This window comes from Sphingopyxis sp. LK2115, assembly GCF_014595975.1.
In the GTDB taxonomy this organism is placed as follows: Bacteria; Pseudomonadota; Alphaproteobacteria; order Sphingomonadales; family Sphingomonadaceae; genus Sphingopyxis.
Genome location: NZ_JABWGQ010000060.1, coordinates 172,478 through 185,756 on the forward strand (window position 1 = coordinate 172,478; position 13,279 = coordinate 185,756).

At 65.2% G+C, this 13,279-nt stretch carries 8 protein-coding genes; all 8 read left to right on the forward strand.

Annotated features, from left to right (window positions below; genetic code table 11):
• Positions 1-11: 11 nt before the first annotated feature.
• Entirely contained in the window at positions 12-761 is a 750-nt protein-coding gene (locus tag HUW43_RS15005; protein WP_188238153.1) for an electron transfer flavoprotein subunit beta/FixA family protein, read from the forward strand.
• Positions 762-872: 111 nt separating this feature from the next.
• Positions 873-1,802: an electron transfer flavoprotein subunit alpha/FixB family protein gene (locus HUW43_RS15010; RefSeq protein WP_188238154.1), complete on the forward strand. Its 930-nt coding sequence runs from the start codon at positions 873-875 to the stop codon at positions 1,800-1,802.
• 11 nt (positions 1,803-1,813) lie between these two features.
• On the forward strand, positions 1,814-3,178 hold the full coding sequence (locus HUW43_RS15015) for a DUF389 domain-containing protein (protein ID WP_188238155.1): 1,365 nt from the start codon (positions 1,814-1,816) through the stop codon (positions 3,176-3,178).
• Positions 3,179-3,375: 197 nt separating this feature from the next.
• Complete coding sequence (locus tag HUW43_RS15020; protein ID WP_188238156.1) at positions 3,376-6,192, forward strand: TonB-dependent receptor; 2,817 nt, start codon at positions 3,376-3,378, stop codon at positions 6,190-6,192.
• A gap of 73 nt (positions 6,193-6,265) precedes the next feature.
• Positions 6,266-7,774 carry a tryptophan halogenase family protein gene (locus HUW43_RS15025; RefSeq protein ID WP_188238249.1) on the forward strand — a complete coding sequence of 503 codons (1,509 nt, stop codon included), beginning with the start codon at positions 6,266-6,268 and terminating at the stop codon, positions 7,772-7,774.
• Complete coding sequence (locus tag HUW43_RS15030) at positions 7,774-9,573, forward strand: alpha-amylase family glycosyl hydrolase (protein WP_188238250.1); 1,800 nt, start codon at positions 7,774-7,776, stop codon at positions 9,571-9,573. The genes HUW43_RS15025 and HUW43_RS15030 overlap by 1 nt, the downstream gene beginning before the upstream one ends.
• A gap of 11 nt (positions 9,574-9,584) precedes the next feature.
• Complete coding sequence (locus tag HUW43_RS15035; protein WP_188238157.1) at positions 9,585-11,228, forward strand: alpha-amylase family glycosyl hydrolase; 1,644 nt, start codon at positions 9,585-9,587, stop codon at positions 11,226-11,228.
• 2 nt (positions 11,229-11,230) lie between these two features.
• Positions 11,231-13,273: a glycoside hydrolase family 97 protein gene (locus tag HUW43_RS15040; protein WP_188238158.1), complete on the forward strand. Its 2,043-nt coding sequence runs from the start codon at positions 11,231-11,233 to the stop codon at positions 13,271-13,273.
• Positions 13,274-13,279: the final 6 nt, after the last annotated feature.

Sequence of the window (13,279 nt, forward strand, 5' to 3'; positions counted from 1 at the left end):
GCTTTGAGCCCATGAAAATCCTCGTCCCCGTGAAGCGGGTGCTCGATTACAACGTCAAGCCGCGGGTGAAGGCCGACGGCACGGGCGTCGACCTCGCCAACGTCAAGATGTCGATGAACCCGTTCGACGAGATCGCGGTCGAAGAAGCGATCCGGTTGAAGGAAAAGGGTGTCGCGACCGAGATCGTCGCCGTTTCCGTCGGCCCGGCGAAGGCGCAGGAAACGCTGCGCACCGCGCTCGCGATGGGCGCCGACCGCGCGATCCTGGTCCAGACCGACGATGAGGTCGAGCCGCTGGCCATCGCCAAGATCCTCAAAGCCATCGCCGACGCCGAAACCCCCGGCCTTGTCATCCTCGGCAAGCAGGCGATCGATGGCGACAACAACCAGACCGGCCAGATGCTCGCTGCATTGACGGGTTGGGCGCAGGGCACCTTTGCCAGCGCGGTCCAGGTCGAGGGCGACCATGTCAACGTGACCCGCGAAGTCGACGGCGGGCTCGAAACTGTGAAGCTGAAGCTTCCCGCGATCGTCACCACCGACCTGCGCCTGAACGAGCCGCGCTATGCCAGCCTGCCGAACATCATGAAGGCGAAGTCGAAGCCGCTCGATACCAAGACGCCCGCCGATTACGGCGTCGACACCAGCCCGCGCGTCAAGACGCTCAGGGTTTCGGAACCGCCCGTCCGCTCGGCGGGCGTCAAGGTCGCCGATGTCGATGAACTGGTCGCCAAGCTCAAGGCGATGGGCGTCCACAGCTAATCTGCCCCCGTCAGTGTCGGGCGGAATCGAGACACTCATCGGGACAGCGCAAGGTCGAGCAGCATCTCGACGTCGCTCGATGCGAACGGCAAGGGATAAAGGATCAAGGTTATGAAAACTCTGGTTTGGGTCGAACATGACGGCAGCGCCGTCAAGGATGCCACGCTCGCCGCGGTGACCGCCGCGTCGAAGCTCGGCGAAGTCCACCTGCTCGTCGCGGGCGAGGGCGTCGATGGCGTCGCGAGGGCGGCGTCGGAAATCGCGGGCGTGGGCAAGGTCCATGTCGCCGACAATGCCGCCTTCGCGTACAACCTGCCCGAAAATGTGGCGCCGCTTGTCGCCGAGCTGATGGCGAGCCACGACGCGTTCGTCGCGCCCGCGACGACGACCGGCAAGAATATCGCCCCGCGCGTCGCCGCGCTGCTGGACGTCATGCAGATTTCGGACATTCTTTCGGTCGAAGGGCCCAAGAGCTTTACCCGTCCCATCTATGCCGGCAACGCCATCGCAACCGTCGAATCGTCGGACGCAAAGCTCGTCCTGACCGTGCGCGGCACCGCGTTTGAAAAGGCGGCGACGTCGGGCGGATCGGGCGTGGTCGAAGCCGTTTCGGCGGGCGGCGACGCGGGCATATCGAGCTTTGTCGGCGCCGAAATCGCCAAGTCGGAGCGCCCCGAACTCACGTCGGCCAAGGTGATCGTGTCGGGCGGCCGCGCGCTGGGGTCGAGCGAGAAATATGAAGAGGTCATCGTGCCGCTTGCCGACAAGCTCGGCGCCGCGCTCGGCGCCAGCCGCGCCGCGGTCGATGCCGGCTATGTCCCCAACGATTATCAGGTCGGCCAGACCGGCAAGATCGTCGCGCCGGAGGTTTATTTTGCCATTGGCATTTCGGGCGCGATTCAGCATCTTGCGGGCATGAAGGATTCGAAAACCATCGTCGCGATCAACAAGGATGAAGACGCGCCGATCTTTCAGGTCGCCGACCTCGGCCTTGTTGCTGACCTGTTCAGCGCGGTGCCCGAGCTTACGGCCAAGATCTGACGCGCCGCGCCATGGCCGGCCATCATCCTGGCGTGCCGGGCCTCGGTGATGCACCGTTCGACGCCGGTGGTCGCCGTTCGGCACGCCCAGGGGTCGGCCGCGAGTTCGATGACGACGACAATGGCGTCGGCGACGATCACGGCCGCGCGCTGGTGCTGGCCAGCGTTGCGCGCGATGCGCGGCTCAACAAGAAGTTTCTGCTGCTGATCACGCTGTCGGCGACGATCGCGACGCTCGGACTGTTGCAAAGCTCGGCGGCGGTCGTGATCGGGGCCATGCTCGTGTCGCCGCTGCTTGGCCCGATCATGGGCATCGGCTTTGGTCTTGCGACGCTCGAAAGCAACCTCATCAAGCGCTCGCTGGTAACGATGGCGGCGGGCATGGCGGTCGCGATCCTTGTCGCGATGTTCATCATCTGGCTGTCGCCGATCCGCGACGTCACGCCCGAACTGCGCGCGCGGACGCAGCCGACCCTGCTCGACCTGGGCGTCGCGGTCGTCGGCGGCATCGCGGGCGTCTATGCGATCATGCGCAAGCTGTCGGGGGTGATGGTCGGCGTGGCGATCGCGACGGCGCTGGTGCCGCCGCTCTCGACAATCGGCTTTGGCCTTGCCACGGGGCGTTTCGACTTCGCCGTCGGCGCGGCGCTGCTGTTCCTCACCAACACGCTCGCCATCGCCTTTGCCGCGACGGCGGTGGCGCGGTTCAACCGTTTCGGCCCGTCGCTGACGCCGCAGCATACGGCAATGCAGGTGGTGGGGATCGTCGTCACGCTGGGCATATTGTCGATCCCGCTTGCGCTCACGCTCAACAATCTGGCCGGCGAGGTGCGCGCGCGCTCGGTGGTGCAGGCCGAATTGCGGAGCCTGCTCGACGAAAGCGACCGCGTCGACAGCATGAATGTGCGCATGGAACGCGACGCTGTGGCGGTCGACGGCGTGGTGCTCGTCGATCGCTATGCCGCCAAACTCGACACCGAACTTGCGGCGCGTATCCGCAAGGCGCTCGACCGCGACGCGCGCGTCAGCATCGTCCAGCTCCGGCAACAGACCAACGCCGCGGTGCAGGTGGAGGAACAGTTCAACCGCCGCCTCGCGACGCTCGAACAACGCGAGGAGGATGCGCGCGCGATTCTCGCGGGTCTCACCGTCGGCGAACTCGTGCGCCGCGACCGTGTGCTGATCGACGCGCAGGCGCGCCGCGTCGTCGTCCAGCGCGACCGCGAGGCCGAGGGCGAACAGGTCGCCGCCGCGGTCGACCGCATCATGGCCGCGGTGCAGGCCATGCATCCGCGCTGGCTTGTCCAGAACGGCGACCTGACCGCCGCCGCGGCGCCCGATGCAAGCGCGTCGCAACCCGCGCGGCAAGCGCCCTAGACAGCCCGCCAGCGGCCCCGCGTCCGCGGGCCGGGTTCCTTGCGTATACGTATACCCTATGGCGGTCCGGCGCGATTGGTTTCAATTGCGAGGCTCAAGATGGGAAAGCCCACGCGTCGGAGAGGAGCTTCAGGGACATTCGCGTCCCCGGTCCGACACGCGGTCGTCACCGCCCGTCTGTGCCAGGGGAGCCTTTTATGACCATGCCGACCAGCCTTCGTCGCGGCGCCAGCGCCATCGCGATGGGCCTTGCCTTGACCGCCATCCTGCCCGTTGCCGCGATGGCGCAGGACGCCGATCCCGCCGAAGCGGGCGCCGATGAGGAGATCGTCGTTTCGGGTTTCCGCGCCAGTCTTGAAAGCGCCGTCGGCGCGAAGAAGGAGCGCGACCAGATCGTCGAATCGATTTCGGCCGAAGACATCGGCAAGCTGCCCGACGCCTCGATCGCCGAATCGATCGCGCGCCTGCCGGGCCTGACGTCGCAGCGCGTGTCGGGGCGGTCTAACTCGATCTCGATCCGCGGCTTCGCGCCCGACTTTTCGACGACGCTGCTCAACGGCCGCGAACAGACGTCGACCGGCGACAATCGCGCGGTCGAATATGACCAGTATCCCAGCGAAGTGATCAACCAGGTGCTCGTCTACAAGACCCCGATGGCGTCAATCGTCGGGCAGGGGCTTTCGGGCACCGTCGACCTGCGCACCATCCGCCCGCTCGAATATGGCAAGCGCGTCATCTCGATCGGCGCGCGCGGCAGCCTCGCCGACCTTGGCAAGCTCAACGCGGGGTCGAAAAAATATGGTTATCGCGTCAACGGCGTGTTCGTCGACCAGTTTGCGAACGATACATTGGGTGTCGCGTTGTCGGCGAGCTATGTCGACGAACCCTATCAGATCCAGGAGTTCAACGCCTGGGGCTATGCGGGCAATGGCACCGCTGCCAGCCCGGTGGTGATCGGCGGGTCGAAAAGCTATGCGACCTCGACCCAGCTCACGCGGCTTGGCCTGCAGGGCACGCTCCAGTGGCAGCCGCACCCCAATTTCACCTCGACGCTCGATGCCTTTTATTCCGATTTCAAGGATGACCAGATCAAGCGCGGGATCGAGCTGCCGCTCGCCTTTGGCGGCGCCGGGGTCAATGTCACCGACATCGACGATGGCGGCGAGTTTGTCTTTGCCCGCGCGGGCACGTTCACCAATGTCGAGGGCGTCGTGCGCAACGACGTGTTCGAACGCAACGCCAAGCTCTACAGCTTTGGCTGGAACAACCGCTGGGAAGGCGACGACGGCTGGAATGTCACCGCCGACATCAGCCTGTCAAAGACCGACCGCAACGAGCTGATCTTTGAAAGCAACGCCGGTACCGGTCGCGGCGGCGGCGTGGGCGCGGTCGACACCATCGGTTTCCGCAGCGACCGCAACGGCACCGTGTTCAGCCCGACGCTCAACTATGGCGATTATGGTCTGATCCAGCTCACCAGCCCGCTCGGCTGGGGCGGCGACCAGACGAGCGTCGACGGCCGCCGTATCCTGGGCGGTCAGGACGGCTATTACAACAACCGCATCATCGAGGACGAGCTGTGGCAATATCGCGTCGAAGTCGAACGCGAGCTCGAAGGCTTTTTCCGATCGGTCCAGTTCGGCGTCAATTACACCGATCGGTCGAAGAGCCTCGTTCCCGACGAAGCCTTTGTCGGGCTTGTCGCCAATACCGACGGGCTGACCAGCGTGCCGGTGCCCGAACAGTTCCGCCGGGGCACCACCAACCTCGAATATCTCGGGCTTGGCCCGGTCATCAGCTATGACCCGCGCGACCTGCTTGCCGCCGGTCTCTATCAGCTGGTGCCAAACCCCTATGGCGACGTGGTCGTAAAGGCATATGACGTCAGCGAAAAATTGATGACGACCTATGTTCAGGCGAACATCGACCACGAAATGGGGTCGTCGCTGCTGACCGGCAACATCGGCGTGCAGGCGATCTTCACCGACCAGAATTCGAACGGCGCGAGCGCGTCCTTCATCGGCACCAACCCCAACGGATCGCCCAATATCCAGGGCATTCCGCAGCGCCGCAGCAGCGACTATGTCGACGTGCTGCCCAGCCTGAACCTGTCGCTGCGCACGGCGAACGATTTCGTGATCCGTTTCAGCGCGGCGCGCGAAATCATCCGCCCGCGGCTCGACGACATGCGCGCCTCGCTGAGCTATGGGACGACGGTGGGCGATCCGGGCGGCATGACCTGTCCCCCCGGCCGCCTGTGCGCCGTCGTGCGCGGCGGAGCGGGCAACCCGGATCTGCGTCCCTGGCGCGCCAACGCCGTCGACCTGACGTTCGAGAAATATTTCGGGTCGAAGGGCTATCTGGCGCTCCAGCTCTTCTACAAGGATCTGAAGAGCTATATCTACAATCAGGACATCCCGTTCGACTTCACCGGCTATCCTATTGCGCCCGTGGGCAATGACGCGAACGGCAACCCGATCATCGTCAATTACATGGGCACCGTGAACGTGCCGATCAACGGCGAGGGCGGCGAACTCTATGGCGCAGAGGTTGCGGGCACGCTGCCCTTCGGCGAAATCGTCGGCGCGCTCGACGGCTTTGGCGTAACGGGCGGTGCCTCCTATACCAAGACGAAGATCGCGCCGACCCCCGGCGCGCCGGCCGAGGACATCCCCGGCTATTCGAAATGGGTCGCGAACGGCACCATCTTCTTCGAAAAATGGGGCTTCAACGCGCGCGCCAGCGCACGTTACCGGTCGAGTTTCGTTGGGGAACTGTCGGGCTTCGGCGGCAATCGTGTGCGCCGCCGTGCGCGGCCGGAGACGATCATCGACGCGCAGATCGGCTATGACTTCCAGCCGGGCAGCGCGCTCGAAGGCCTGTCTATCTTTGTTCAGGGGCAGAATCTGACTGACGAACCCTTCGTCACCGACGATCCGCGCGATGCGCGCGCGGTGATCGATTATCAGATTTATGGCCGCCGCTTCCTGGCGGGCGCGACCTTCAAATTCTGATCCATCCCGATGGGGGCGGCGGTGTCATGCCGCCCCCATCATCCTGTTGCGTAAAGAGGCGATGGCCGATCAAATGAGCCCCATGCGGATCATCATCATCGGCGGCGGGACGGCGGGCTGGATGGCCGCGGCCTGTTTCATCCGCTTCCTGCCTCCCGGTTGGTCGGTGACGCTGGTCGAATCGGACGCGATCGGCACCGTTGGCGTGGGCGAGGCGACGATCCCGCAGATTCGCCTGTTCAACCAGGCGCTCGGCATCGACGAGGACGAGTTCCTTACCGCGACGCAAGGCACGATCAAACTCGGCATCGAATTTACGGACTGGACGCGCCCCGGTCACCGCTACATGCACGCCTTTGGTGCGATCGGGCGCGGGCTCGGCCTGCTCGAGTTTCAGCATTATTGGCTCCGCGCGCGCGCGGCGGGGGTCGCGGGTGGGCTGGGCGCCTATTCGCTCAACGAAAGTGCGGCGCGCGCGCGGCGGATGCAGCGCGGCGCGCCGCGCACGTCGCCTCAGCTCGCCGAAATGCCCTATGCCTTTCATTTCGACGCCGCGCTTTACGCGGCCTATCTGCGTCGCCGCGCCGAGGCGGGCGGCGCGCAGCGGGTCGAGGGCAAGGTTGCCGACGTTCGCATGGCGGGCGATAGCGGGAACGTCGCCGGGATCACCCTGGATGATGGCCGCTGCATTGATGGCGACCTTTTCATCGACTGTTCGGGGTTCCGCGGTCTGCTGATCGAGGGCGCGCTCGCGACCGGTTATGACGACTGGTCGCACTGGCTGATCAACGACCGCGCGATCGCGGTGCCGTGCGCGCACGGTGACACGCCGCAGCTGCCATGGACCGGCGCCACCGCGCGCGACGCGGGCTGGCAATGGCGCATCCCGCTCCAGCACCGCATCGGCAACGGCTATGTCTATTCGTCGAACCATGTCGCCGACGAAGAGGCCGAGCGGACGCTGCTTGCCCATCTCGACGGCGCGCCGCAGGCGGAACCGAACCGGCTGCGCTTCGTCAGCGGCAAGCGGCGGAAGCTATGGAACCGCAACGTCGTCGCGCTCGGCCTCGCCAGCGGCTTCATGGAACCGCTCGAATCGACGAGCATCCACCTTGTCCAGTCGGGCATCTCGCGGCTTTTGAAGATGCTGCCCGTCGGCGCGGCCGACCCAGCGGTCGCCGCCGAATATAATCGCCAGAGCGATTTCGAATGGGAACGCATCCGCGACTTCATCATCCTGCATTTCAAGGCGACCGAGCGGCGCGACACGCCCTATTGGCGGGACCGCGCCGCGATGCCGATCCCCGATACGCTGGCGGCCAAAATCGAGCAGTTCCGCGCACAGGGGCTGATCTTTCGCGAGCATGAGGAATTGTTCACCGAATCGGGCTGGCTCCAGGTGCTTGTCGGGCAGGGGATCGAACCGCGCGCCTGGCACCCGCTTGCCCACGGGATCGGCGAGGGCGACCTTGCCAAATATATGGCGGGGATTTCGCTGATGATCGAACGCGAGGTGGCAGCAATGCAAAGCTATGACGATTTCCTTGCCGCGACGCGGCGGGCTGCGGAGGCCGCGGCGTGATGCGCCGTCTTGCCGCGCTGGCGCTGTTGCTTGCGCCGCTCCCCGCGGCCGCCGACGAGGCGGGGCTGCGCGCGCGTCCGGCGAGCGACGAGATCATCTATTTCGTCCTTCCCGACCGGTTTGAAAATGGCGATCCGGCGAACGATCGCGGCGGCCTTACGGGCGACCGCCTCGCCACCGGCTACGATCCCACGGACAAGGGCTTTTTCCACGGCGGCGACCTGGCGGGCCTGACGAAGCGGCTCGACTATATTCAGGGGCTCGGCGCCACGGCGATCTGGTTTGCGCCCATTTTCAAGAACAAGCCCGTGCAGGGTGCGCCGGGACAGGAAAGCGCGGGCTATCACGGCTATTGGGTGACTGATTTCACCCAGGTCGATCCGCATTTCGGCACCAATGCCGAGTTCAAGGCCTTTGTCGATGCGGCGCATGCGCGCGGGATGAAGGTCTATATGGACATCATCGCCAACCACACGGCCGACGTCATCACCTATAAAGAGGGCGCGGCCGAGGATTTCCGCTACCGCAGCCTTGCCGACTTTCCCTGGTCGCGCCGCGGCGGCATCGACGGTCCGGCGATCAATACCGGTTTTGCGGGCGACGAGGACGCGAGCATGGAGAATTGGGCACGGCTCACCGATCCCGCCTTCGCCTATACACCCGTGGTGCCGAAGGGCGAGGAGCAGGTCAAGGTGCCCGCCTGGCTCAACGATCCGATCTATTACCATAATCGCGGCAACAGCGACTGGGCCGGCGAATCCGCCCTTTATGGCGATTTTGCCGGACTCGACGACCTGGCCACCGAAGATCCGCGCGTCGTGCGGGGTTTCATCGACATATTCGGCCGCTGGATCGACGAATTCGGCATCGACGGCTTTCGCATCGACACCGCCAAACATGTGAACCCGGCGTTCTGGCGCGCCTTCGTTCCGGCGATGCAGGCGCGGGCGAAGGCACGCGGCATCCCCCATTTCCACATTTTCGGCGAAGTCTATATCGACGGGGTCGATCCGGGGTCGCTCGCCGCCTATACGCACAGCGCCGCGCTGCCTTCGGTGCTCGATTTCAGCTTTGCACGCGCGGTGATCGACAGCGTCAGCGGCACGAAGGGCACCGACCTGTTCGCGCGCCTGTTCGACGGCGATGTGCTTTACAAGGGCGGCGCCGAGGCCGCGCTTCAGCTGCCGACCTTTCTCGGCAATCACGACATGGGGCGCTTCGCGATGTTCGTGAAGCAGGCGAACCCGCAAGCGGACGATGCCGAACTGCTCGCGCGCACGATGCTCGGCCATTCGATGCTGATGACGCTGCGCGGGGTGCCGACCATCTATTATGGCGACGAACAGGGCTTCGTGTCCGACGGCCACGACCAGCTCGCGCGCGAGGACATGTTCGCGTCAAAGGTAGCCGTTTATAACGACAACGACCTGATCGGCACCGACGCGACCACCGCCGACGCCAATTTCGACACCGCGCACCCGCTCTACCGCCATATCGCGACGCTCGCGGCGATCCGCCGGAGCAACCCGGCGCTGATGCGCGGCGCGACCAGGCTGCGTGCCTTTTCCGACAAGCCCGGTCTGCTCGCGGTTTCGCGATTCGACCCGGTCACGGGGCGCGAGGTGGTGCTCGCCTATAATACGTCTGCGGCGCCATTGTCGGCGACCATTGCCGTGGATATGAAAAGCGCGGCCTTTACCGCGCTCCATGGTGATTGTCCGGCGCGCGCCGCGGCGCCGGGCAGCCTCCGCCTCTCTCTCCCCGCCTTCGGCACGCTCGTCTGCCAGGCCAGCGAATAAGCGACCATCGCGTGACACCCAACCAGCCCCTCGTTCAGGACCAGCCCGAAGCCGTCGCGGACGCCGATACGCCGTGGTGGAAGGGCGCGGCGATCTATCAGGTCTATCCGCGCAGTTTTGCCGATTCGAACGGCGACGGCGTCGGCGATCTCGCCGGGATCACCGCGCGGCTCGACCATATCGCCTCGCTTGGCGTCGATGCGATCTGGCTCTCGCCCTTCTACCCCTCGCCGATGGACGATTTCGGCTATGACATTGCGGACTATTGCGGTGTCGACCCGATCTTCGGCACGCTTGCCGATTTCGATGCGCTGGTGGCGCGCGCGCACGCGCTGGGGCTGAAGGTCACGACCGACCTCGTTTTTGCGCACACCTCCGATCAGCACGCCTGGTTCGCCGAAAGCCGCGCGAGCAGGGACAATGACCGCGCCGACTGGTATGTCTGGGCCGACGCGCGGGCGGACGGCTCGCCGCCGACCAACTGGCAGTCGGTGTTCGGCGGCCCGGCGTGGACGTGGGACGCGCGGCGCGGCCAATATTATATGCATAATTTCCTGAGCTCGCAGCCGCAGCTTAACGTCCATAACCGCCATGTGCAGGATGCGCTGCTCGATGTCGTGCGCTTCTGGCTCGATCGCGGCGTCGACGGCTTTCGCATCGACGCGATCAATTTCGCGATGCACGACCCCGAATTGCGCGACAATCCGCCGGCGCCGCCGTCGAACAAGGTGCGCACGCGCCCCTTCGATTTTCAGCAGAAAATCTATAACCAGTCGCACCCCGACATCGTGATCTTCCTCGAACGCATCCGCGCGCTCACCGACGGGCGCGAAGGGCGCTTTACCGTCGCCGAGGTCGGCGGCGACGATGCGATGCGCGAAATGAAGCTGTTCACCGCGGGCGATCGCCGGCTGAACAGCGCCTATGGCTTCGACTTTCTCTATGCCGACCGGCTGACGCCGCAACTGGTGCGCGAAGCGGCCGAGGCCTGGCCCGACGCGCCGGGGGTCGGCTGGCCGAGCTGGGCGTTCGAAAATCACGACGCGCCGCGCGCGGTGTCGCGCTGGACGCCCGACGGCGTCGACCGCGGCGCCTTTGCGCGCGTCAAGATGGCGCTGCTCTGCGCGCTGCGCGGCAATATCATCCTCTATAATGGCGAGGAATTGGGGCTCGACCAGGTCGATATTCCCTTTGATCAGGTCAAGGACCCCGAAGCGCGCAAGAACTGGCCGCTCACCCTGTCGCGCGATGGCGCACGCACCCCGCTGCCCTGGACGGCGGCGGCGGCGAATGCGGGTTTTTCGGACGCCGACCCGTGGTTGCCGCTTGGTCCCGCGCACCGCGACCTGGCCGTCGACCGGCAAAATGATGATCCGGCGTCGCTGCTCAACCTCACGCGGCGACTCGTTGCGCTGCGCGCCGCGCACCCTGCGCTGCGCCTGGGTGGCAACGCGAACTGGGTGGCCGATGGCGATCTGCTCGCTTTCGACCGTGTCGCCGACGACCAGCGCATTCGCTGCCTCTTCAACCTGGGTGGCGGCACGACCGACATATCGGCGCTCGCGAGTGGCGGCACGCCGCTCATCGCGCTGGGTGGCGCCGACACGGTGCATTTGCCGCCATGTGGCGCGCTCTGGCTCAAAATGGAAGGATGATCATGCTTCGTCTCGCACCCCTCGCTCTTTTCGCCGCCGCCGCGGTGCCCGCCACCGCACAGCAGGCGCCCGCGCCGATCACCGCGACATCCCCCGACGGCAGCCTCGTTCTGACCGTTACGACCGACAATGATGCGCGCCCCACCTGGTCGCTGTCGCGGCGGGGCAAACTGCTCATCGCGCCGTCGAAACTGGGGTTCATCATGACCGATCGCGTCGGTCTTCAGCGTGGTTTCAAGATCGAGGGCAGCGAAACGGCGAGCGCCGATACCCGCTGGGAACAGCCATGGGGCGAGCGCCGCTTCGTGCGCGACCATCATAATGAGCTGCTCGTCCGTTTCCGCCAGCATGAAAGCTGGGGCGGCCATGCGATGAACCTGCGCTTTCGCCTGTTCGACGACGGCATCGGCTTTCGTTACGAGCTGCCGGAGCAGGAGGGCCTGAAAACCGCAAAGATCGCCGACGAGATCACCGAGTTCGACATCGCGCCCGAAGGGACGGCGTGGTGGATCGTGGGCGGCGAGTGGAACCGCTACGAACAGGTTTATCAGCAGACGCCGATCGACGCGGTATCGACCGCGCACACGCCGATCACGATGCGCCTCGCCGACGGCACGCACCTTGCCTTTCACGAAGCCGCGCTCGTCGACTATGCCGCCATGTGGCTGAAGCGGATCGAAGGGCGCAAGTTCCGCGCGACACTCTCGCCCTCGTCGCGCGGCCCGCGTGTCGTTCGCGACCTGCCGTTCGCGACACCGTGGCGGACGATCCGCATCACCGACGACGCCGCGGGGCTGGTTGAAAGCGACCTTGAACTCAACCTCAACGAACCCAACAAACTGGGTGATGTGAGCTGGGTCAAGCCGATGAAATATATCGGCATCTGGTGGGGCATGATCCGCGGCCCGTGGAGCTGGGCCGAGGGGCCGAACCATGGCGCGACAACCGAACGCACCAAGCAATATATCGACTTCGCCGCCAGGCACGGCTTTGGCGGCGTGCTCGTCGAGGGCTGGAACAAGGGCTGGAACAGCAACTGGTTCGGCCATGGCGACGAATACAGCTTTACCGAAGCCTATCCCGATTTCGACCTGAAAGCCGTCACCGACTATGCCCGCAAGAAAGGCGTGACCTTGATCGGCCACCACGAAACCGGCGGCAATATCGCGGTCTATGAAGCGCAACTTGAAGAAGCGATGAAGCTGTACGGCAAGCTGGGCGTCAAGGCGGTCAAAACGGGCTATGTCGCCGACGCGGGCGGCATCATCGCGCCGGGCGCGGCGCCGGGCGAAAAGGTGATGGAATGGCACGACGGCCAGCGCCAGGTCCAACACCACCAGAAAGTCGTCGAGACGGCGGCGAAATACAAGGTCGCGGTGAACCCGCACGAACCGGTGAAGGATACGGGCCTTCGCCGCACCTGGCCCAACTGGATCGCGCGCGAGGGCGCCCGCGGCATGGAATATAATGCCTGGGGCGCCTTCGCCAACGGTCCCGACCATGAACCCACGCTCGTCTACACGCGGATGCTGTCGGGACCGATGGACTATACGCCGGGAGTATTCAGCCTGAAGGGGGCTGATGATGTGCCGATGACATCGACGCTCGCGAAGCAGCTTGGCCTTTATCTTGCCATCTATTCACCGCTCCAGATGGTGGCTGACTTTATCGAAAACCTCGAAGCGCATCCGCGCGAGCTGGCTTTCGTCAAGCAGGTGCCGACCGACTGGGCGGAAAGCCGCCTGATCGCGGGCGCGGTGGGCGATTATGCGATCTTTGCGCGCAAGGACCGGGCGAGCGCCGACTGGTATGTCGGCGGTGTCAACGATGGCACGCAGCGCACGCTGACGCTCAGCTTCGATTTTCTGGAACCCGGCAAGACCTATACGGCGACGATCTGGAAGGACGGCGAGGGCGCGACTTATCTGACCGATGCGCGCCGCAACATCGCCTATGACACGGTCAGGGTGAAAAAGGGCGACACCTACAAGCTGTGGCTCGCCCCCGGCGGCGGCGCGGCGATGCGGATCGCGCCGGACCGGTAAGACGCC

Excerpts from the sequence above, each read along its gene's own strand:
- HUW43_RS15015 (WP_188238155.1), top strand. The coding sequence starts at position 1,814 with ATGGCCGGCCATCATCCTGGCGTGCCGGGCCTCGGTGATGCACCGTTC.
- HUW43_RS15025 (WP_188238249.1), top strand. The coding sequence starts at position 6,266 with ATGAGCCCCATGCGGATCATCATCATCGGCGGCGGGACGGCGGGCTGG.
- HUW43_RS15010 (WP_188238154.1), top strand. The coding sequence starts at position 873 with ATGAAAACTCTGGTTTGGGTCGAACATGACGGCAGCGCCGTCAAGGAT.
- HUW43_RS15040 (WP_188238158.1), top strand. The coding sequence starts at position 11,231 with ATGCTTCGTCTCGCACCCCTCGCTCTTTTCGCCGCCGCCGCGGTGCCC.
- HUW43_RS15020 (WP_188238156.1), top strand. The coding sequence starts at position 3,376 with ATGACCATGCCGACCAGCCTTCGTCGCGGCGCCAGCGCCATCGCGATG.
- HUW43_RS15005 (WP_188238153.1), top strand. The coding sequence starts at position 12 with ATGAAAATCCTCGTCCCCGTGAAGCGGGTGCTCGATTACAACGTCAAG.
- HUW43_RS15030 (WP_188238250.1), top strand. The coding sequence starts at position 7,774 with ATGCGCCGTCTTGCCGCGCTGGCGCTGTTGCTTGCGCCGCTCCCCGCG.